At 39.9% G+C, this 22903-nt stretch carries 20 protein-coding genes; 9 read left to right on the top strand and 11 right to left on the bottom strand.

Features of this window, described 5'->3' with window-relative positions; genetic code table 11:
• Nucleotide 1: 1 nt before the first annotated feature.
• The gene (locus ACTB00_RS16175) at nt 2-394 is read right to left on the bottom strand and encodes a DUF4783 domain-containing protein (protein ID WP_463300949.1); all 393 of its coding nucleotides are present in this window, start codon (nt 392-394) and stop codon (nt 2-4) included.
• 236 nt (nt 395-630) lie between these two features.
• Here ACTB00_RS16175 and rlmH point away from each other — a divergent pair, with 236 nt between their 5' ends.
• Both rlmH and ACTB00_RS16165 read left to right on the top strand, forming a co-directional pair.
• Complete coding sequence (gene rlmH / locus ACTB00_RS16170) at nt 631-1104, top strand: 23S rRNA (pseudouridine(1915)-N(3))-methyltransferase RlmH (protein WP_463300948.1); 474 nt, start codon at nt 631-633, stop codon at nt 1102-1104.
• A gap of 18 nt (nt 1105-1122) precedes the next feature.
• Nucleotides 1123-4782: a sensor histidine kinase gene (locus ACTB00_RS16165; RefSeq protein WP_463300947.1), complete on the top strand. Its 3660-nt coding sequence runs from the start codon at nt 1123-1125 to the stop codon at nt 4780-4782.
• 132 nt (nt 4783-4914) lie between these two features.
• Here the strand turns inward: ACTB00_RS16165 and ACTB00_RS16160 are convergent, their stop codons facing one another.
• From ACTB00_RS16160 to ACTB00_RS16130, 7 genes are all read right to left on the bottom strand, one after another.
• Entirely contained in the window at nt 4915-5562 is a 648-nt protein-coding gene (locus tag ACTB00_RS16160) for a YiiX/YebB-like N1pC/P60 family cysteine hydrolase (protein WP_463300946.1), read from the bottom strand.
• 13 nt (nt 5563-5575) lie between these two features.
• Nucleotides 5576-5992: an alternative ribosome rescue aminoacyl-tRNA hydrolase ArfB gene (gene arfB / locus ACTB00_RS16155; RefSeq protein ID WP_463300945.1), complete on the bottom strand. Its 417-nt coding sequence runs from the start codon at nt 5990-5992 to the stop codon at nt 5576-5578.
• Between the two features lie 43 nt (nt 5993-6035).
• On the bottom strand, nt 6036-6908 hold the full coding sequence (locus ACTB00_RS16150; protein ID WP_463300944.1) for a rhomboid family intramembrane serine protease: 873 nt from the start codon (nt 6906-6908) through the stop codon (nt 6036-6038).
• An 8-nt stretch (nt 6909-6916) separates the two neighbouring features.
• Nucleotides 6917-7657 carry a rhomboid family intramembrane serine protease gene (locus ACTB00_RS16145; RefSeq protein WP_463300943.1) on the bottom strand — a complete coding sequence of 247 codons (741 nt, stop codon included), beginning with the start codon at nt 7655-7657 and terminating at the stop codon, nt 6917-6919.
• An 82-nt stretch (nt 7658-7739) separates the two neighbouring features.
• Complete coding sequence (gene mutL, locus ACTB00_RS16140) at nt 7740-9608, bottom strand: DNA mismatch repair endonuclease MutL (protein ID WP_463300942.1); 1869 nt, start codon at nt 9606-9608, stop codon at nt 7740-7742.
• 9 nt (nt 9609-9617) lie between these two features.
• Complete coding sequence (locus ACTB00_RS16135; protein WP_463300941.1) at nt 9618-9914, bottom strand: hypothetical protein; 297 nt, start codon at nt 9912-9914, stop codon at nt 9618-9620.
• Nucleotides 9915-10024: 110 nt separating this feature from the next.
• Complete coding sequence (locus tag ACTB00_RS16130) at nt 10025-10498, bottom strand: ion transporter (RefSeq protein WP_463300940.1); 474 nt, start codon at nt 10496-10498, stop codon at nt 10025-10027.
• Between the two features lie 244 nt (nt 10499-10742).
• Between ACTB00_RS16130 and ACTB00_RS16125 the strand changes: the two genes are divergently transcribed.
• From ACTB00_RS16125 to ACTB00_RS16105, 5 genes are all read left to right on the top strand, one after another.
• Nucleotides 10743-11240 (top strand): chemotaxis protein CheD, encoded by a 498-nt coding sequence (locus ACTB00_RS16125; RefSeq protein WP_463300939.1) that lies wholly within the window; start codon nt 10743-10745, stop codon nt 11238-11240.
• A 41-nt stretch (nt 11241-11281) separates the two neighbouring features.
• A complete protein-coding gene (locus ACTB00_RS16120; protein ID WP_463300938.1) occupies nt 11282-12622 on the top strand; it encodes a sensor histidine kinase in 1341 nt (446 codons plus the stop codon).
• Between the two features lie 41 nt (nt 12623-12663).
• Nucleotides 12664-13104, top strand: a complete 441-nt coding sequence (locus ACTB00_RS16115; protein ID WP_463300937.1) for a response regulator — start codon at nt 12664-12666, stop codon at nt 13102-13104.
• A gap of 81 nt (nt 13105-13185) precedes the next feature.
• Nucleotides 13186-16305, top strand: coding sequence for a PAS domain-containing hybrid sensor histidine kinase/response regulator (locus ACTB00_RS16110; RefSeq protein ID WP_463300936.1), 3120 nt, complete (start codon nt 13186-13188; stop codon nt 16303-16305).
• 152 nt (nt 16306-16457) lie between these two features.
• Nucleotides 16458-17996, top strand: coding sequence for a YifB family Mg chelatase-like AAA ATPase (locus tag ACTB00_RS16105; protein WP_463300935.1), 1539 nt, complete (start codon nt 16458-16460; stop codon nt 17994-17996).
• A gap of 9 nt (nt 17997-18005) precedes the next feature.
• Here the strand turns inward: ACTB00_RS16105 and ACTB00_RS16100 are convergent, their stop codons facing one another.
• Nucleotides 18006-18671, bottom strand: coding sequence for a hypothetical protein (locus tag ACTB00_RS16100; RefSeq protein ID WP_463300934.1), 666 nt, complete (start codon nt 18669-18671; stop codon nt 18006-18008).
• Nucleotides 18672-18859: 188 nt separating this feature from the next.
• Here ACTB00_RS16100 and ACTB00_RS16095 point away from each other — a divergent pair, with 188 nt between their 5' ends.
• Nucleotides 18860-19525 (top strand): inorganic pyrophosphatase, encoded by a 666-nt coding sequence (locus ACTB00_RS16095; protein ID WP_463300933.1) that lies wholly within the window; start codon nt 18860-18862, stop codon nt 19523-19525.
• Nucleotides 19526-19800: 275 nt separating this feature from the next.
• Here the strand turns inward: ACTB00_RS16095 and sucD are convergent, their stop codons facing one another.
• Complete coding sequence (gene sucD, locus ACTB00_RS16090; RefSeq protein WP_463300932.1) at nt 19801-20682, bottom strand: succinate--CoA ligase subunit alpha; 882 nt, start codon at nt 20680-20682, stop codon at nt 19801-19803.
• Nucleotides 20683-20693: 11 nt separating this feature from the next.
• Nucleotides 20694-21836: an ADP-forming succinate--CoA ligase subunit beta gene (gene sucC / locus ACTB00_RS16085; protein ID WP_463300931.1), complete on the bottom strand. Its 1143-nt coding sequence runs from the start codon at nt 21834-21836 to the stop codon at nt 20694-20696.
• A gap of 443 nt (nt 21837-22279) precedes the next feature.
• On the opposite strand from sucC, the gene ACTB00_RS16080 reads away from it, so the two are divergent.
• Nucleotides 22280-22900: an SIS domain-containing protein gene (locus tag ACTB00_RS16080; RefSeq protein ID WP_463300930.1), complete on the top strand. Its 621-nt coding sequence runs from the start codon at nt 22280-22282 to the stop codon at nt 22898-22900.
• Nucleotides 22901-22903 lie beyond the last annotated feature (3 nt).

Genomic DNA, 22903 nt, shown 5'->3' with positions numbered 1-22903 from the left:
GCTACTGTTTTTCAATTCGTAATTGGTGAATATATACTTGTGATCCTTTTTCTTTCAGTAAAAAATACACTCTGTAAACGCCGGATTGGGTTGTCAGGTTTCCAATGGCGTAACGCGCACCTTCTTTTCCTCCTTGGTGAATAATTGCAAAACGCTGTGCAGTGTTGGTTGAAAAGAAGTTGGCAACAATTTGTTTTGCCTGATCTTTGCTGTAAACATCATCTTTTTCGAGAACCACTAACTCAATATTGTCGTTGAAATAGTCTGACAAGGTTGAGGCATTTCCTGTTTTCAGGCTTAATATCACTTCGTCAGGAACTTGAGCAAAGCTAACAACAGTCGCAATTGTAAAAATAAGTCCCAGTATGATTGTTTTAATGCTTTGATTTTCCATCGTTTATCAAATTTAATGCGTTGTTTGTATGCATAAATTGTACCAAAATAAGAGTATGCATAGAACACGGTATATAACTTTGTAAAGTTAACAAATTTAAGATTGTATCTATCAAGAGATGGCCTGCTTGATTTTTTGTTGTCGTAATGATACAAACTTTTCAGGAAGAATGCTGATATTTATAGATTACATTTTTAGAGTGAAAAAAGCAGAACGTTGTTTTAAAAGAGAATAGAGTGAAGATTAAATTGATTGTAATTGGAAAAACTGACCAACCTTATTTGCAAAATGGAATTGAAATTTATCATCAGCGAATCCCTCATTACCTCCCGTTCGATTATGTGGTGATTCCGGATATAAAAAATACGAGAAAGTTGTCGGAAGATCAGCAAAAAGAAAAGGAGGGGAGCTTAATTCTCGATCAATTGAAGGCTGGCGATGAGTTGATTTTGCTTGATGAAAAGGGGAAGACTTTTCGGTCAACTGAATTTGCACGATTTTTGGAGAAGAAGATGCTTGGTGGAATTAAGAACCTTGTTTTTGTCATTGGAGGACCTTATGGATTCTCAGATACCGTATATCAAAAAGCCACTGGTAAAGTAAGCTTGTCAAAAATGACCTTTTCTCATCAGTTGATTCGATTGATTTTTAGCGAGCAACTGTACCGAGGGTTAACGATTTTGAAAGGCGAGCCTTACCATCACGAATAGTTGCATTGAAACTGATTTATGAGATACAACACAAAATATAATTACCTGTTTTTTTCGCTTTTGTTATTTGTCGGGGCCTTTTTGTTGGAACACCATGTGTTGTATCATAATCCGGAGGTCAAGTTGGTGCAGACTTTTGAAAAGAAACTGCATGATCAAAAAGATATTTTAAATGCTCAGTTGGATGAAATTGAGCAAACGCTGAACAACCCTGATTTTGATGGCCATTTTCAGAATGCATTTATCGATTATTCAACCATTTTCCATGATCAAGGACTTGGGTTCGTTATTTTGAAAGGCGACCAGTTGCTGTATTGGTCGCATAATCATTTTGCATTTACCAGCCGCTATTCAAGCAAAATGAAAGATCAGCAGTTGCTGGCTTTACCAAATGGCACCTATCTGGGGCTTAACCGTAAAGTGGATTCTTTGAATGTTGTTGGACTAATTCAAATCAAGGATGTGTTCAGCATTGAAAATCAATTTATAAACAATCAATTCGTCAAACCATTTGATTTGCCTGATGGGTTTGTAATTCAGCGTGAAAAGTCAGATTACAACCTGCCTGTTCGCGATGAGAATGGGAATTACCTGTTTTCGATTATGCCGACAGGGAAAATAAAATGCAGTGTTGATCAACTTTATTTCCCGGCCTTGGTCTTTGTGCTGGCTTTTATATTTCTACTGATTTTTGTTCGAAGGTTTTTTAAACTGTTTCGGCACGAGAATTTTGTAGCTCGTGTTATTGTTCTGGCCTTATCGCTTATCGGATTCTATTGGATTCATATTTTGTTTCGTATTCCCGAGTTTTTGTACGCGTTCGATTTATTTGGACCATCGCTGTACGCTTATTCTTTTTGGCTTCCGTCTTTGGGCGATTTACTCCTTTTTGCCATGCTATTTTTCTTTTGGAGCATGAATTTTGTGAAAGATTTTTCGTACTCAAAAAATGCCAAATGGACTGAGCTTCTTACGGTATATTCGTTTAGTTTGCTTGTTTACCTTTTTGCCAATTACCTGATTGAAAACCTGATTGAAAACAGTAGTATTTCGTTTCAGCTGAACCAAATTGACGATATTAACCTGGATAGCATTATCGGATATTTCATTGTAGCGCTACTTTTCTTTTCTGCTTTTTTAATCAATTTAAAGATCGTAGAACTAAGTGGTCGATATATTTCTAAAAAACGATTTTTACAGATTCATCTGCTGCTAATTATCATTAGTGTTAGCTCGGCTATTGTTGCAGGAAATGGTTACGTGTACATGGTTAGTTTGTTTTTGCTGACCAATTTTTCGGTCTTTGCCTTGCAGAATACCCAGTTTGAGCGGTATTCACTTTCTTATCTGATTTATTTTGTTTCGCTTTTTGCATTTTTCACCTTGATTACCATCCAGCATTACAGCGAGATTCGCCGGATTGAAAGCCAGAAGTTGATGAGCATAACACTTAACTCGGAGCATGATCCGGCGGCTGAGATCTTTTTAACAGAGATTTACGAAGAGTTGAGTGTTGATTCGGTCATTCCGTATCTATTGTCGACGACTTATCAAGAGCTGGAGAGTTATATTGAACGTCAGTATTTTGGTGGTTATTTTCGAAAATATGACGTGGATATTATTCTATGTCGTGGCTCGGATAGCTTACTGGTAGAACCCGATAATCAATGGGTTCCCTGTTTTCCGTTTTTCGAAAATATGATTGATGAATCAGGTATTCAGATTCCGGGTACAAATTTTTACTTTATGGATAATCTGAATGGTCGGATTTCCTATTTGGGAAAGATTTTCTATCCACTATCTGCCGATTCGTTGGGTACGTCTATCTTCTTTGAACTTAATTCGCGTTTGCTTCCTGAAGGCGCGGGGTTTCCTGAGCTCTTGCTGGATCATTCAATGACCAAGCCAGACCGCTATCGACATTTTTCATATTCAAAATATTTCGACAAGGAGCTGGTGCATTTAAGTGGCGACTACCAGTATAATTACTATATCGATAGTTACGATATTGAGAACGATGGTGGAGAGTTTACGCTCAAAAAATGGGATGGTTACGATCATCTGATTCATAATCTGGGAAATAAGAACTACATCATTGTCAGCGGTAAATCATTCGAATTACTGGATTACTTAATTTCGTTCCCATACCTTTTTGTTTTTTACTTTCTGTTCATTTTGGTGGTGGTGTTTGGTGGCAATCCGTCGTACCGAAAAAAGGCAATGATTTACGACCTGAAGTTTAAAATACAGGCTTCCATCATTACTGTTGTGTTGGTTTCGTTGATGGTTGTTGCAGGGGGGACAATTTTTTATAACATTCAGCAATATGAAGAAAAGCATCAGGATGACCTGAACGAAAAGATGAAATCAATTGCTGAAGAGATTGATATGCGATTGAATAATGTGGATGAGATATCGCCGGAACTGGTCGATTGGCTATGGCGGGAACTGAATAAACTGTCCATCGTTTTTCGAACCGACATCAATATTTTTGGGATGAATGGAGAATTAATTGCTTCTTCGCGGCCCGAGATTTATTTGCGAGGCATTATTTCGAACCGGATTAATACAGAGGCTTTTTATGAATTGATTGAGAATTACCAGGTCAACTATTCGCAGCCTGAAAAGATTGGCAAGTTGTCTTATTTGTCAGTTTATGAGCCAATAATAAATAATCGTGGCGACTACCTCGGTTTTATCAATCTGCCCTATTTTTCGCGGGGCGATGAGTTAAAGCAAGAGATTTCTACGTTTATTGTGGCATTCATTAACCTGTATGTTTTACTGTTTTTGGCAAGTGTGATTGTTGCGGTATTGCTGGCCAACCAAATTACTCGTCCATTGAGTCTGGTTCGCGAAAAACTCAAAGGAATTCAGCTGGTTAAAAAGAACGAACAAATCAGCTATAATCGCGATGATGAAATTGGAGCCCTGATTAAGGAATACAATCGTAAAGTGGAAGAATTAGCAGAAAGTGCAGATTTACTGGCCCGGAGCGAGCGTGAGTTGGCTTGGCGTGAAATGGCGAAGCAAATTGCACATGAAATTAAAAACCCGCTAACTCCAATGAAGCTGAATATTCAATATTTACAGCGAGCTAAAGATAGTAAGGGCGAGCATTTTGACGACTATTTTAACCGGGTAACACGCACGCTGATCGAGCAAATTGATACGTTGTCGGATATTGCCACCGAGTTCTCAAACTTTGCTAAAATGCCAAAAGCCAGGAATGAAGCGTTCGATTTAGTCAATCAATTAATCAATGTTACCGAGTTGTTTCAATCGAATACAGAGATTGATTTCTCAATGGAGTTTGAGGAAAAAGGACAGTTTCTTGTTTATGCTGATCATGAGCAGATTTCGAGAGCGGTCGTCAACCTGATTAAGAATGCCATTCAGTCAATTCCAACCAAACGTCGGGGGGAGGTGAAAGTGGTACTTTCCAAACAAAAAAAGAACGCTGTAATTGCTGTTGAGGACAACGGGTGTGGTATTCCTGAAAATATTCGCCAACAAATGTTTCAGCCCAATTTTACAACTAAAAGTAGCGGAATGGGCTTAGGGTTGGCGATTGTCAAAAAAATTATAGAAAATGCGAAAGGAACCATTTGGTTTGAAACCGAATTGGATGAAGGCACCACTTTTTATATTGAACTGCCACTTTTTGAAGAAGACTAACAATTTGTAAGACTGATTTTTTGCCATTTATTGTTGTGCTACCAGTCGACCAGAATGAGTGTGCTTTAAGAAAAGGAGACGACAGTTGAACTCAATTGCTTTCGGTGGTGTCTTCTTGTTTCTACAATCAACTTACTTTAATACCATAATGCGTTTGACTTTTTCAGAGGCTGCCAAACCATTGGGGTTGCACCCTGGCTGTCCTTCCGGAATGTCGATTCCCAGCTGTTGATAATAGGATACCCAGGTTGGTGCAAATCTTCCGGTTTCAGGATTTTTAAAAGTCATCGGGTTTAGCTCAAAAATGGAATCTTGAGCAAAAGCCAGGTAGATAAATTCGGAGCAATAATGGCTGGTGTCCGATAATAGATAGCTGAAGTTGTATGGTTTTCCAAGCAAGCTCATGGCTTTGTCGATTGCTGCGGGAATCGCTTTTTGATAAGCTGTTTTTAGCCGATAAATAGTCACTTGCGTTGAATCACCTTCGGGATGGGAGAACTCATCCAGACTCACTTTGCAGGTGCCCCCAAGAGGACTGGCGTGAAGCACGTTGACCGAGTCTTTTTCAACAACAGCCAATCCAATGTGCGAAAAGTGCGTATGTTTTTCGGTTTGCGTTACTTTGTCAATGGCTTTCGACAAGCCGCTCGATATTGTTTCACGAAATAGCAAGTCTCCGGTTCTGATAATTTCCGGGGAATGGTCTTGAGCTTTGGATGTCACTCCTGTGGTTAGGATTAGCATTGCTATTAATTGTGTTTTAATCGATTTTAAGAGCATGTTGAACGAATATTTAAGGTTCAATTTTTCCACGCCATTTTTTCTTCTCGCCGGTTTGTTTTTTCTTGTTGATGCGTTTTTCAATCGATGACCGGGTAGGCTTGGTGGCTTTCCGTTTTTTAACCGGGCGCAGTGCTTTTTGTAAGGTTGAATAAAATTTTTCAGTTGCGATTTCCTTGTTTCGAAGTTGTGAACGATCTTGCTGGCTGACGATGATTAGGTCACCATCGTTGGTAAGTTTTTTGCTTAATTTCTTAAGCAAAATTTCCTTTTGCCGTTCACGCAATAGTTGCGAGTTGCTAATATTGAAACGTAATTCAACACGAGTATCGACCTTGTTAACATGCTGTCCTCCGGGGCCACTGCTTCTAGAGGTGCGAAACAATAGCTCGCTACTCAAGTCGGGAATATATGTGGAGTAAGTGGTCATAAAAGCATAAGTTGGCCGAAAAGCTGGTGTTGAAAAACGAAGCTTATTTCCCCATTTTAAACAGCAGTTCTTTTTCTTCTTTTGTTAGCGAATCGTAACCTGATTTACTGATTTTTTCCAATACGTGGTTGATCTCTTTCTGATTCAGGTTTCGCTGGCGATTGTATTCAATATCGTCGGTGGGTTTACCTTTGTAGGTTACTTTTATCTTTTGTTTTTGAGTGAAAATTTTGGCTCCTTTATCGACAACTGAGGAGACGATGTTTGTGAGGTCTTTGTTTTTTCGATATTGTAAAACAAAAATCACACCCAGCAAAGCGCCTCCGATGTGAGCAATATTTCCACCTGAGTTTGACGAGGCTATTCCGATCACATACATGGCAATAGAAACCAGTGCCACATATTTCATTTTAACCGGACCAATAAACATCAGGTTGATCGTATGGTTCGGAGCCCACATGGCGACTGCAATAACAATGGCAATCACAGAAGCTGACGCCCCAAGCAATCGAGAAAATACAACGATATCAGCAAAGGCCGGGAACAAGTTGTAGGCAGCCAGAAAAAAGAGCCCCCCGGCTAAACCACCCAAAATATAAACCCCTAATAATTGCTTTTCGGTAAAATAAAATAGAAAAATTTTGCCAAGCCAATACAGCCAGAGAACATTAAATAGAATATGGAAGAAATCGAAGTGAAGGAACATGTAGGTAACCAAGGTCCAGGGTTTGTACGCCAATTGATGGATGTCGGCCGGTAAAGCCAGCCAGCTGATCAACGAAAAATCCTGATTCAGTAAAAAGAAAAACACGTTAATGATCCGAATGAACAAGAAAACGGCAATATTCACATAGATCAGGCGCGTTAGTATTGACCCTTTTTTAAATGATTCTTTTATTTCATCTACAATACTCATGGCTCGGACTAATAGAAGTTATTACTGTTTTTATTCCAGTAGCGAATAAGCAGATACCCAAAAAGCATTCCTCCCAAATGGGCAAAGTGAGCAACATTACTTCCCGGGCGAGATAGTCCAAGGTATAGCTCAATCAAACCATAACCAATCACAAAATACTTTGCTTTGATCGGGATAGGAGGAAAAAGTAACATCAACTGGGTATTGGGGAATAGCATTCCAAAGCCAAGCAGGACGCCAAATACTGCACCAGATGCACCAACAGTCGGAACGTTCAGCAGTAGATTGAGTTTACCCATCAGTGGGTCAGTGTAGTTTTTCCCTTGCATCCAAATATCGCCTCCGTTCTGTATGACAAGGTCAATATTTTCCGGTGTCATTTGTGAAATCACTGACTGATATTCAATCCAATTGACAAAGGTGTGCAAAACAGCGGCACCCAATCCGGTCGCAAAATAGTAAATGAAAAATCGTTTCGGTCCCCAAACACTTTCCAAAATTCGACCAAACATCCAAAGTGCAAACATATTAAACAAGAGGTGTGTAAAACCTCCGTGCATAAACATGTGGGTAACAATCTGGTACGGTTCGAACTTGGGTGAAGCAATGTAGTGCAGGCCGAGTATGCCTGACAGATTAATGCCTCGCATGCTCATGATGTAGGTTGCCAAAAGCATTAGCGCATTGATGATGATCAGGTTTTTAACAACCGGAGGTATGGAGCTTAAATTGGGTCTGAAATTCTGCATATCTGAAAAATTTAGATGGTGACTGCAAGAGCCACGCCAAACATTGTTTTCAATACAAAGTAACAATACTAAGGACAAATTGTCACTTCAAAAGTTTTTCAAAATGTTCCAACGGCATAATTGTTAACACTTGTTTGCCTGTTGGTGAAAAATTTGGTGTTGAGCAGGCGAATAATTGGTCGATCAACTGATTGATTTCTTCCTGTTTCATGGTGTAGCCATACGAAACCGCAGAAGCACCAGCTAAAGATGCTGCAACTTTTTCCCGGGCTTTTTCTTTAAAGTTGGTCGCCGAACTTTTTATATCTTCCAACAGGCTCTCAATAATCTCCAAAGGCGACGAATTATTAAGCATGCCTGGTGTGCCATTGATAATGAAACTGTTATTGCCAAAGTCACGGATATCGAACCCCAGTGCTTTCAGATCATCTAATACGGAGCGAAGCATTTCAGCATCAGCTGCATTTAAATCAAACGTATGGGGAAAAAGTTGTTGCTGACTAACAGTTTCTTCACTTTCAAGAATCGCCATAAAGTTCTCAAAAAGAATCCGTTCGTGAGCACGCTTTTGGTCAATAACCATTAATCCTGATTTGACAGGTGTTAAAATGTATTTATTTTTAAACTGGATGAACGTTTTTCCACTGTACTGTTCTTCATGTTTGATTTCCAGTGTCCTGCTTGCTTGTTCTTCTGGCTGAGTGATCGGAAAATTGGATGACTCGTCCTCTTGCTCATCGGTATTAAAATCGCGGTATAGTTTTTCCCAATGCTGCGACTGGCTTTTCTGATTGGTTGAGCCTGAAGAAAATGAAGACCCTCCGGAAAATTTCTTTTCCTCTTCAAACGGATTATAAGTAGGATTGATCTCAATTTTAGGAGGTTCAACCGACTCGGAGCTTTTTCGTGCAATTGGAATATCAATGCTTCCGGCCTGATCAAAATCTATTGATGGCACCACATTGTATTTTCCTAGTGATTCACGAACCGTTGCTTTAATCATCTGCCAAATTGCCGATTCACTTTCAAACTTTATTTCCGTTTTCGTTGGATGAATGTTGATGTCAATGTCTTCCGGCTTCACTTCAAAAAATAAAAAGTAAGAAGGAATTCCGTCTGGTGGTAATATTTTTTCGTAAGCCTGCATTACTGCCCGGTGAAAAAACGGATGGCGCATGTAACGCTTGTTGACAAAGAAGAACTGTTCTCCAAAGGTTTTTCGGGCGTGCTTGGGTTGTCCAATGTAGCCGGAAATTTTCACTAAGCTGGTGTCGGTGTTTACCGGGATTAGGTTTTGAACGCTGTTTTTTCCAAATAAAGCAACAATGCGTTTTTTGATGTTGCCTTGTCCCAGCTCATAAACCGTTTGCTGATTGTGAATCAACGAAAAAGATATTTCGGGACTGGCTAAGGCCACCCGTTGAATTTCATTGATAATGTGTTTGAGCTCTGTGGCATTCGATTTCAGGAATTTGCGTCGTGCAGGAACATTGAAAAATAAGTTTTTCACCATAAAATTTGTTCCGCAGCTGCAACGCGTGGCTTCTTGCTTAATTACTTTTGACCCATTGATGTGAATCAAGGTGCCAATTTCTTGATCGTGCTGTTGTGTGTGCAGTTCAACATCGGCAATTGCTGCAATGGAGGCCAATGCTTCACCACGAAAACCCATCGTGCGGATGGCAAACAAATCGTTGGCTTCTTTAATTTTAGATGTGGCGTGACGCTCAAACGCCATACGGGCATCAGTGTCCGACATTCCGCAGCCATTATCGCTTACCTGAATTAAGGTGCGGCCGGCATCTTTTAAGTTGATTTTGATTTGCGATGCTCCGGCATCAATCGCGTTTTCGACCAATTCCTTGACTACTGATGCAGGACGTTGAATAACCTCTCCTGCGGCGATTTGGTTGGCAACTGAATCGGGGAGTAGTTGAATGATATCTGACACAGAAAAGTATTAAAATTTAAAAAACAGGTATACGGCAATCGATAAAACAATAACAAACGTAATTAAACGGGTATTGTAATTGCGGCGAGCATCTGATGACGTTTTTGATGATTGACCCATTGCTCTTCTGAATTGTCCGCGAATGTTTGCCCGGTAGTTCGGGTCAAATTCTTTTTTCTCATGAATCCCCATTTCTTTCTTGATTCTGTCTTCACGTTCTTGCATCTCTTCTTTTTCCGGATCGTAATACCGATATGGTATGCTGAAACGGCGGTGGTTGGGCATATGAAAAAATTTCCCGATCATGGCTTGTCAAATATTGATTGATCTACAAAAATACAAAAACCAAGCCAGATGGTGAAAGGGAAATCGTTAAAAGTCCTAAATGAAACTAAACTCATTTTTTTGGTTTGTGTCTAGTTTAGTTTACCACCGCATTTTTTACAAAATACAGCATCTGACTCATGCTTGTCATGCAGACAATGCGGACAAACCTGAGTGTTGGAACTCTTGGTTGGTTTCATCATTTCAGCTGTAACAATGCCTGTTGGTACTGCGATAATGGCATAGCCGACAATCATGACAGCGCTTGCCAGGAACTGGCCAAGTGGCGTTTGGGGTGAAATGTCGCGCCATAACCAACAGTGGTCATGGTGACAATGGCCCAGTAGATACTCGATGGAATACTTATGCTTCTTAACCTTGAGTATTCGCAGGATATATTCAATTGAAAAGATAATTGTAATGACCCATTCCAAAATGCGTAGCAAACTTCGGTGTTGACTATTGATTGGTGGAACACTTTCGATTATAACCAGTGCAATGCTGATTAAAATGGTAAACAGTAAAGCCACATCAAAAAAGCTTTCCTTTGGGGGTGTCGGCTTCAAAGATAATTTCGTAAATTTTATTTCTGATACTGTTTTTCATAGGTTTCCTGAATGAATTCTAAAGATAGAGATTTTGCGAAATATCTGATAGCAGCAAAATGACAATTTTTTTTTTTAATCATCAGCTTGTTAATTCACAGATATCTTTGAATTTTAGTATATTGGTTGCTTCTCAGCGTTTTGAAAATGCTGTGTGCGTCGAAATTTAACGACTTCAAATTTGTTATAAACGAAGAGACTAGAAATGGAAGATGTGATCTTCGTATCTACTGGAGACGTGAAAGTGTGTGACATCAATCACCATTTAAAGTCAACAGCAATTGGCTCATGCATCGTGGTAACTGCCTGGGATTCATCTCAGAAAATAGGAGGAATGGCTCATGTAATGTTGCCGGGAGTTGCGCCCAAAGGAAAAAAGGAATATGCAACAAGGTATGCTGCGAACGCCATTGATAAACTGCTTGATCAGCTATCGCAACTTGGCACGAAAAAGGAAAAACTGGAAGTGTGCTTAATTGGCGGAGCCAATGTTCTGAAAAGAGAGAACGATACGATTGGTGAGGATAATCTCAGGTCGACAGAGGGGATTCTTGCTGACAAAGGATTTTTGATTAAATCAAAGGCGGTGGGCGGCACCTTGAGAAGATCTGCTTTTCTGAATGTTTCCAGTGGTTTTGTTTATTATACCGAAGGAGATTCGGATGAAAGATTACTTTCGAATACGACCAAACTCTCAACGTAAGATTGTATCTTTAATTGAAAAGAAACAAAGCATCCGCTAAAATGAAAGAAAAGCAGCAGAAAGTTACAGCACTTGAGAATGAACTGGGAAAGCAGCAGAATATTGAGCGAGAGCTTCGGGCGGCCAATCAACAGTTAGATGCTGCCAACCAACAACTTCAGGCCTCTGAGCAGCAGCTAAAAGCACTAACGGAGCAATTAACTGCAAGTGAACGTGATTTAATTGAGAAAGAAGAGATTGCCCGGTTCTCCCGCGACTACGCTGAGAATATTATTGCAACGATACGCGAACCTTTGATCGTTCTGGATAGGAGTCTTCGTGTTGTGTCTGCAAGTCGCTCTTTTTACGCCACATTTAAAGCTGTTCCCCAAAAGACGGAAGGCAAGCTATTTTATGAGCTTGATCACGGCCAGTGGAATATTCCTGCTCTCAAGATGCTGTTGAACGAAGTGCTTTCTGAAAAATCAACGATGGATGATTATGAGGTGGAACACGACTTTAAAAGAATTGGGAAAAAAATCATGCTTATTAATGCTCGGGAGTTATTGCAGGAACGGGCGAAAGACAGGTTGATTTTGTTATCGATTCAAGATATCACCGAAAGAAGAAAGGCAGAGCGGGAGTTGCTGAGATTGAATTCAGAATTAGAAGCAAAAACGAATGAATTGCAACAAATTCTTTACATTACAACACACGATTTACGCTCTCCACTTGTGAATATACAGGGCTTTAACAGAGAGCTGGAAGCATCGTTAAATGAGCTTACAGGACTCCTTAAGAATGTAGAATTACCCAACTCTTTAAAGCTTAGTTATAACCAAGTTATGAATGAGGAAATACCGGAAGCTATGCACTTTATTACATCAAGTGCCGATAAGATGGACGGCTTACTCACAGGACTTCTGTCCCTGTCGCGCTTAGGGCGGCAAAAGATCATTTTTAGTCATTTAGATATGAATAAGTTGATGCATGATGTTATTGAAAATTACGAATATAAAATCAATGAAAGTCAGGTTGAAATTGATGTTTCAGATTTGCCCCAATGTCAAGGAGATGAACTTCAAATTAATCAGTTATTCTCCAACCTGATTGACAATGCCATGAAATTTTTTGATCCAAAAAGGCCAGGTAAAATCAAGATTTCAGGAGAACAGGAAAATGAATTTATAAAATATACAGTCGAAGACAATGGGATTGGAATTCATCCCGAGCATCAAGAAAAGGTTTTCGAATTGTTTCAGAAGCTCAACCCTGAAAAGTCAGGCATTGGCCTGGGGATGAATATTGTGAAGCAAGTTGTTGAAAAGCATAACGGCAAAATTATACTCGAATCGACAACAGGTATTGGAACAAAATTTATTATCTTACTTCCGAAAGTTTAAATAAACCAAATGTTTTAAGCGAAATTCACCTTAACAACACGATGAAAAAGGAACTAACAATTATTCTTGCCGAGGACGATATGGGTCATGCTACGCTAATTCGACGAAATTTGAAGCGAGCAGGCTTAATGAACAAAATTATTCATTTTAAAGATGGAGAGGAAACGCTTGACTACCTGTTTCAAACCAAAGAGAAAAAGAATGGAATTCCCTCGCTATTATTATTAGATATCAACATGCCTAAAATTGATGGTGTGGAGGTATTGCGCCGTGTTAAAGAGGATCCGGGCTTAAAAAGGATGCCGGTAATAATGATCACAACTACTGATGATCCGAGAGAAATTACTAAATGTCATGAGCTGGGATGCAGTAATTATATTAGTAAGCCAATCGATTATGACAAATTTGTTGATGCCATCCGAAAGCTGGGTTTGTTTTTGCTCATTGTTGAAATACCCGATGTTAATAAGTCGGTGGATTAATTTGAATTTAGTTATTATCGGTTCTTCAATGTAAGGTGAAATATTAAATAAGGAGTATCAAAACATATAATATATGCGAACATGGCTAAAGCGGGGAACGATGGAGGAGTTATAGATAGTGACGGTTGGAGATTATTCAAAATCATTGTTATTGAAGACGATGAAGGGTTGAATCATTTAATACAAAAAAGACTCAAGCGAGAAGGTTTTCAAACAGGTTTTGCTCGTAGTGGAAAGGAAGCTATTGATAAAATAACCGGAGCCGAAAATGAATTGTTGCTTATTGATTATAAGTTGCCGGACATGAACGGAATGCAGCTTGTTGAACGTTTAAAACAAAAGTTGCCGCAAATCCCCGATTTTATTGCGATGACCGGTTACGGCGATGAGCGGATTGCGGTTGACATGATGAAGTTAGGAGCTCGTGAGTACCTGATAAAAGAAGCTGATTTTATTACCATTCTACCCGAAAAAATCAAACGTATTTGCATTGACATCGAAACGGACAGGAGGCTCTCTGAAACGGAAAAAGAACTAACCCAAAGCCTGGATTATTTAAATGAAATTGGAAAAATTGCACGGGTTGGCGGATGGGAGCTAGACATCGCTACGAACAGAGTTCATTGGAATGAGGTTACCAAAGAGATTTATGAGGTTCCGAGTGACTATTTACCGACACTGGAAGAAGCACTTAACTTCTTTTCCACAGAGTCTCGTCGTATAATTGAAAAGTCTGTTCGTACTGCAATTGATGAAAGAGTGGGTTATGAACTGGAGATTCCGATGGTCACAGCAAAAAAAAGGCAGATCTGGACCCACACGATATGTAAGCCGGTAATAGAGGCGGGGAAATGTGTTCGTTTACGAGGTACTTTTCAGGATATTACAGCGCGAAAAATTGCCGAAGAAGAGATTAAAAAAAGCGAGTCAAGGCTGAAGAGAACCGAGGAACTTGCGAAAATTGGTAGTTGGGACTGGGATGTCGCGACTGATACGGTTAACTGGTCTGATGAATTGTTTCGTATTTTTCAAATTGATCCCCCAAAAGGAGCACCATCATTTGCGGAACATTCCAAAATGTATTCGAAAGAAAGCTTAAAACTGCATAGCAAGGCAGTCGAAAAAGCTGTTGCGGAAGGAATATCTTATCATCTGGATCTTGTTATTATTCGTAGCAATGGAGAGAAGCTAAATTGCGCAGTTAAAGGATATGCGAAGAAAGATATATCTGGAAAGGTAATTGGACTTTATGGATCGTTTCAAGACATTACCGAACGAAAGAAACATGAAAAGAAATTGGTTAAATTAAACGATCAACTTTCTCTGGCACAAAATATCGGCAAGTTGGGCTACTGGAGTTTTGATGTTAAAAGTCAGATACCCAGCTGGACCGATGAGGTTTTTGAGATGTATGCTGTACCTAAAGAAAATGGAGAGCCAAACTACTTGGAGCAAAAGAAATTTGTCCACCCTGATGACTGGGTGTATTTTGACAATGCGGTACAAAAGTTAATAGAAGAGGAAGTTCCTTATGATATTCAAATCAGAATTGTACATCGTGATAATAAAATAGTTTGGATTAGGATTAAAGGATTTTGTAGAAAAGATGAGCATGGAGAAGTTAGTGAATTGTATGGGGTTGTTCAGGATATAACAGACTATAAGAGTGTTGAAGCCCAACTAAATGATCAGAAGTTGCTTTTTGAAACCATGTTTAATGCCATTCAGGATGGTATCATTGTCACCGATACCTCGAGAAAAATAATACTTGCAAACGATGGAATGAAAACAACCTTTGGCTATGCCCCGGAAGAAATAATTGGGAAAACCACCAAAATACTTTATGCCGATGAGCAAAAATATGAGGAGACCGGGCTGATGGTTTTTGGAAAAAATGCGAAAAGTCAGGATCAATTCTTTGTCACCGACTTCAAAGACAAAAACAATCATATCTTTCCAGGAGAAGCTTTTGGAAGAAAACTATATAATGCAGAGAGGAAATGGATCGGGAATTTGGGAATGATGCGTAATATTACTGAAAGGCAAAATTTCATTCTTGAGTTAAATAGGGCAAAAGAGAAGGCAGAAGAATCTGATCGTTTAAAATCTGCATTTTTGGCAAACATGAGCCACGAAATCCGAACACCGATGAATGGTATTTTGGGTTTCACAAGCTTACTTCAGGATCCGGAGTTGTCGGATGAAGACCAAAAGCAATTCCTGGATATTATTATGAAAAGTGGAAGTAGGCTACTTGAAACAGTTAATGATTTGATGGATATTGCGAAAATTGAAACCGGGCTGATGGATGTGTCGCTTGAGGAAATGAACGTCAAAAACGAAATCAATCAATTAATTGATTTCTTTACCGAGGAAGCAGACCGAAAAGGATTAAAGCTGATGTATACTTGTCTGCTGAGCAGCGATGAGGAAATTATCGAAACGGACATCAAAAAGTTTATTTCAATAATTACCAACCTCGTAAAGAATGCCATTAAATATACGAAAGCGGGATTCATCGAAATTAAAATTGAAAGAAAGGATGGAAAGCTATTGTGCCAGGTGAAAGATACGGGTATTGGTATTCCATTTGAAAAACAACAAGCTATTTTTGAGCGTTTTATCCAGGGCGATATTGCAACCAAAAGAGCGTATGAGGGATCTGGTTTAGGCTTGTCTATCGCAAAGGCATATGTACAGATGTTGAATGGAGAAATTGGAGTAAAGTCGGAGGAAGAGAAAGGCTCAACCTTTTATTTTTCAATCCCACTAAAAAATTCTAAAACAAAAAATTCTAAAACAAAAGACAGTACGTTGGTAGCAATGTCAGGAGTGGATAACAAAAACTTGAAAATTCTCATTGCTGAAGATGATCTTGCGAGCAGTCAATATCTGAGCATTTTATTAAAGAGTTTTTCAACGGAAATTATCCATGCCACGAATGGTGTTCAAACGATTGAGCTCGTAAAGAATAATCCCGATGTTGATCTGATTATGATGGATATTCAGATGCCTGAAAAAAACGGATATGAAGCCACAAGGGCAATCAGAGAATTCAATAAAGACGTAGTCATTGTTGCGCAAACAGCATTTGCGATGGAGGGAGATCGAGAAAAGGCTCTTGCTGCGGGATGTAATGATTACATCTCCAAGCCCATTAAAAGAGATCTGCTGGTTGATTTAATTCATCAACTCTTCTAATACTTAGTCCTTGATAAACGGCCAACTTGGACAATATTGTATTTTCTACCCTTGCAATTTTTTGATTAACCAGAAACAACTTCGCTTAAATGTTTTACAATTCACAACTTTTCGTTAAATTTAGTTGTGTAAACTAAAAACATTCTATCTCCATGATGATTAAAACCTTTGCATCCGCTGTTCATGGCATCGATGCGACAACCATTACCATTGAAACGGACGTATCACAGGGAATAAAATTTTTTCTTGTCGGACTGCCGGACAGTGCAGTAAAAGAGAGCCAGCAGCGGATTGAATCGGCCCTGCGTCTGAATGATTTTAAATGGCCTCGCAAAAAGATTGTCATCAATATGGCTCCGGCAGATATTCGCAAAGAGGGTTCAGCCTACGATCTGCCATTGGCGATTGCTGTTTTAGCAGCCTCGGAGCAGGTTGCCCCAGAGAAACTTGAGCACTTTTTAATGATGGGCGAACTTTCGTTGGATGGCACTCTGCAGCCAATAAAAGGGGCATTACCCATTGCCATCAAAGCTCGGGAAGAAGGTTTTGAGGGATTTATCCTGCCCCGCGAAAATGCCAAAGAAGCGGCTGTTGTTGACCAGCTAAAAGTTTATGGGGTTGATAACCTGAATCAAGTAGTCGATTTCTTTAACGATCGGGAGGAGCTGGAACAAACCGTTGTGAATACAAGAGAAGAATTTTATAAAAAATTGAACGCAACAGATCTGGATTTTTCAGATGTAAAAGGTCAGGAGAATGTCAAACGGGCATTGGAAATCTCGGCAGCTGGTGGTCATAATGTGATTATGATTGGACCTCCCGGAGCTGGCAAAACGATGCTTGCCAAACGAATACCAACTATTCTGCCCCCGTTTACTTTGTACGAAGCCTTGGAAACCACTAAAATTCATTCGGTGGTTGGAAGGATTGATAAAGATACTTCGTTGATGACTGAGCGCCCGTTTCGCAGCCCTCACCATACGATTAGCGATGTGGCACTAGTCGGAGGAGGAACTTATCCGCAGCCGGGAGAGATTTCACTGGCTCACAACGGCGTATTGTTTTTGGATGAACTTCCCGAATTTAAACGCACGGTTTTGGAAGTGATGCGCCAACCTTTAGAGGATCGGAAGATCACAATTTCTCGTGCGAAATTCTCAGTGGACTATCCGGCTAGTTTGATGTTGGTTGCTTCCATGAACCCCTGTCCATGCGGCTATTATAACCATCCTACCAAAGAGTGTGTTTGTGCACCGGGAATGGTTCCCAAATATTTAAATAAAATTTCTGGTCCACTGCTCGACCGCATTGATATTCATTTAGAGGTTGTTCCGGTTCCGTTTAAAAAACTCTCGGAGTTGAAAGAAACGGAAGGGAGTTTAACCATTCGCGAACGTGTCATTAAAGCCCGCGAAATTCAATCCGCTCGCTACAAGGAGATCGAAGGAGTTTTTTGCAATGCGCAAATGTCGTCACGCCAAATTCGGGACTATGTTGAGTTGGACGATGCCAGCAATAACCTGCTTAAAAATGCCATGGAAAAACTTGGGCTTTCAGCCAGAGCGTACGATCGAATTCTACGTGTTGCGCGTACGATTGCCGACCTGGAATTGTCTGCGAAAGTTGAGGCAGCCCATATTTCTGAAGCGATTCAGTACCGAAGTTTAGATCGGGAAAACTGGGGAGCGTAAATCGTTAAACTAATAAATCGAATACCCCGACATCAGCGTTGAAAGCTGTTTGGGCTTGTAATAGATCTTCCGCTTATACTTTTTGTACTTCTCTGAAACTTTGGGTTCTCTAAGTACATATTCCGAAAATTCCCGAACTTGGTGTCCTAGTCCGTGGGCAATGGTAATTTCGTCAACTTTGTGTTCCAATTTTTTACGAAATGGATGGAACAAATAACCCAAGCCTGTCAGAACAATACCCATTCCTGTTTTTTCTTTGTAATCAACGATATGTCCCAACTCGTGGCCAATGATACCAATCTGGGCGTTAAAAGGAACATCACTCAATAACAAACCTTTTTCTCCTTTCACACTCGTGTCAATATAAATTCGGTATTTCCGTTTCCCCTTTTTCTTGAAAATAGATCCAAGAGTTGGTCGGGATGCCATCGTAGTTTTCAGGTCTTTCCGCACAAACTCAATTTCTGTTCCTTTCAGCTCTGGGTAATAGCTCATCGCAATCTGAGCCTGATTCTGATAACTATCGTCCAGTTGTTTATGGACATAGCTGTCCATCTGTAATTCCGCTCGGTGTATACTGGCCGAGTCACTATAGAATTGTTGAACGGGGTCGGGGAGGATTGCCTCTGAATTAAAAACGATTAAACTCAATACCACACAAATCACATACTTCATAGAGGTTGAAACTAATAAAATAGATAAATTCTACAAAATGTTGAATAACAGTAGCCGGGTCTGATAACTTTTAAATAATATCTCGGGTGGGCTTAATAGTCCTATTTTTGTGCAAAATGTGCGATTTTCAAAAACTTTTTTCAAAAACTTAGGTTAATTAGTATTGATTCTTGATAAATAGAGAAACTATGGTAGATAAATTGTCTGATCCCATCGGGCGGCTGATGGGACTTCGTTATAAATCCCACCCTTGGCACGGAATTTATATTGGTAAAAATGCTCCTGAAAAAGTAACTGCTTTTATTGAAGTTGTTCCTACGGACACGGTAAAGTACGAAATTGATAAAGATAGCGGCTACTTGCGAATTGATCGTCCGCAAAAGTATTCAAATGTTGTTCCGGCATTGTATGGGTTTATACCTCAAACATTTTGTGGTGATGAAGTTGGTAAATATTGCATGGAAAAAACAGGGCGGGAAAACATAAAAGGAGATGGCGACCCTATCGATATTTGTGTGCTGACCGAGAAAGATATTACACACGGTGATATTTTGGTTCATGCCAGACCCATTGGCGGTTTTCGGATGATAGATGGTAACGAGGCTGACGACAAAATCATTGCTGTTTTGAACAACGATGTTGTTTACGAAGGATATAAAGATGTTTCAGATCTACCTCCCATTGTAATAGAACGTTTAAAACACTACTTCCTGACTTACAAAGATATGCCGGGAAAAGATAATGACACGGAAATTACGCATACGTACGAGGTTGAGGAAGCGTATGAGGTGATTCAGCGATCGATAACCGACTATCAGAAACGATTTGACAACTTAGGAAAGTTGCTCTATTAAAATGAAAGTCCGGGTTTTGACCGGATTTTTTGTTGTTCGTTCTTGTGTATTCGAAAGCTAAACTTGTTTGATTACTTTATCTATAACTCATCTGAGCGAGTTGTGTATTTGTTTTGTAGAACTTGAAAACAGCTCATTTTGAGGTTTTCGAAAGAGGTCAACTACCAACTATTTTTAGAAAAGCAAAACGAAAGTAGAAGTTCTCCCAAAAAAGTAGAAAGATGAGTTTAGGCTAAAAAGAAAATCCCGCCGTTAAGCAGGATTTTTCTTTTTATTTATGAAGTAGCTTTCGCTAGCTTTTCTTTTAACAAACCAGGAATTTCGGATGGTTCTTTCGCGACCGGTACGTTAGCTTTGGCAAAGGCTTTAATCTTTTCTTCGGCAGTACCTGCACCGCTAGAGATGATTGCTCCGGCGTGTCCCATTCGTTTTCCGGGAGGTGCCGTTTGTCCGGCAATAAACGAAACGACCGGCTTGGTCATATGTTTGGCAATGTATTCGGCTGCCTGCTCTTCCGCATCGCCACCAATTTCACCAATTAAAACAACGGCTTCTGTTTCCGGGTCGTTTTCGTACATTTCCAGTATTTCCTGGTAGTATAGCCCGGCAACCGGGTCACCACCAATTCCTACAACAGTACTTTGTCCCAGACCGTTCATGGTGAGCATGTTGACAACCTCGTAGGTGAGTGTTCCACTACGCGACATCAATCCGATATTTCCTTTTTTGAAGATCAGGCCCGGCAAAATACCAACCAGTGCTTCATCCGGGGTAATTAATCCCGGACAGTTGGGGCCAATTAACTTGGTGCCATTTTGTTTGATTATTGAATTCACCCGGATCATATCCTGAATAGGAACGCCTTCCGAAATTGCAATGACCAAATCAATTCCGGCATAGGAAGCTTCAAGAATTGCATCCGCCGCAAAGGCAGCTGGTACAAAAATAATAGAGGTGTTAGCTCCTGTTTTTTTTACCGCTTCTGATACCGTATCGAAAACGGGAATTCCATTCACTTCTTGCCCTCCTTTTCCAGGAGAGGTTCCGGCAACAATGTTTGTACCGTATTCTTTCATGCGTCCGGCATGAAATTTTCCATCTCGGCCAGTGATTCCCTGCACCAGCAGTTTTGTATCTTTATTTACTAAAATGCTCATTTGTTTGGTTTTTATGATTTCTGACCTTGGCTTAACTCGATTGCTTTTTTTGCTGCTTCACTCATGGTTTCTACGGTCGGTAGTCCTGTCTCTTTTAGCAGTGCTAAACCTTCTTCAGCATTCGTTCCTGATAGTCGAACTACAATAGGAATGTCTGATTTGATAATATCCAGAGCTTTAATCAGTCCGCGGGCAACATCATCGCAACGGGTAATACCACCAAAAATATTAATCATGACAGCGTTTACATTCTTATCTGAAATGAGAATATTCATGGCATCAACTACTTTCTGGGGGTTCGAACTTCCACCAATATCCAGGAAGTTTGCGGGTTCACCACCATACAATTTTATCATGTCCATGGTAGCCATTGCCAAACCTGCACCATTCACCATACAGCCAATGTTTCCATCGAGTTTTACATACGAGAGACCTTTTTCGTGAGCATCAATTTCTTTCAACTCATCTTCGTCTGCTTCTCGCATCGCTTCAATTTCAGCTTGACGATAAAGTGCATTGTCATCAAAATTCATCTTTCCATCGATAGCCCAAATCTTATGATCGGGGGTTAACACCAATGGATTGATTTCAGCAATTGTAGAATCAGTTTCAACAAAAAGCTGATACAGTTTTTGCATGATGACAGCTGCTTTTCGGGCTAACTTTACATCGCCAAATAATTTCATGGCAACCTCGCGGGCTTGAAAATCCAGTAGGCCTACCAGCGGATCGATCGGAAGTTTGTGAATTAGCTCAGGTGTTTTTTTCGCTACTTCTTCAATTTCAACTCCCCCTTCGGCACTTGCCATCAGCGTAACAGTTTTGGTATTTCGGTCGTTAATCAGACCAATATAAAACTCCTTTTCGATGTCGACAGCTTCGGTCACCAATACCTTTTCAACGGTGAGGCCTTTAATGTCCATGCCCAAAATTTTACGGGCTGCACTTACGGCTTCTTCTTTTGTTTTTGCGAGTTTAACACCGCCTGCCTTGCCTCTTCCTCCAACAAGTACCTGAGCTTTTACAACGACCATGTCGTCAAACTTTGCCATTGCTTTTTCTACTTCCTCAACCGAATGGCAAAGTACATCGTTCGGTACCGGAAGGCCGTATTTCCTGAAGATGTTTCTGGAATGAAATTCGTGTATCTTCATAAATTTATATATTTTTTAAAAGGTTAGAGAATTCTTATTCCTCATAAAAGTATCAAAATATCGAATGGGCAAGAAGAAATTCTGGTACTCACTTCGCTATTTTAAAACATATTAACAGCGGGTTTCCTGAATTGTTTGGTTGAAAAGTCAAAAGAATACAATCGATTGCATTGTGTGATAATTGAACTATGAAGTCGCATGGCAGAAGCTTTTTTGGGGTTATTCTGATTTTTAGTAATTCGCAGCAAAAATGTCGCATGCAATAAAGAATAAATGTTTATCGTTGAATCTTCCATAAATTCGCTTAGCTATTCTTACTAAAAAATCGGGGTGGATTGGTTCGAGCTAAAAATTAAGTATTTTTGTATCCTTTAAATTTCATCATCAAAACCTATTTGTCCTGAGGAATTATTTTGGGGAAATAGTGACACTACACTTTAGTTATGAAAGAAGAAGTAATTAAGCTTATCAAGCAGGAAGCGGAAGCGATATCAGCGATCCCGGTTACTGATGAATATGAGAAAGCGGTTCAGATTATTAAGAACAAGGTGCATAAACTGAACGGCAAATTGGTTGCCAGTGGTATGGGCAAGGCCGGACAAATAGCACTAAATATTGCAACAACGTTTAGTTCGACAGGCACGCCTGCGGTTTTTATACATCCGAGCGATGCACAGCATGGAGACCTTGGGGTAATTCAGCCCAATGATGTCTTGCTGTTAATCTCGAATTCAGGAAAAACGCGGGAAATTTTGGAGCTGGTTAATCTGGTCGATAATCTGTATAAAGACATACCAATTTTGGTGATTACAGGAAATCCGGATAGCGATTTGGCCAAAATTGCAGACGCTGTTCTTTTTACCGGAAACCCGGCCGAGGTGTGTACATTGGGATTAACGCCAAGTACCTCGACAACGACAATGACTGTAATTGGAGACGTGCTGGTTGTGCTGATGATGAAAGAAATTGGATTTACAAATGAAGAATATGCCAAACGTCACCACGGAGGGTATTTGGGTGATAAGTCACGCACACAGGCACTTCTTCTTCAAATTAATAAATAAGTT

Source organism: Sunxiuqinia sp. (assembly GCF_055140945.1).
This window is presented reverse-complemented; position numbering and strand designations above follow the sequence as displayed.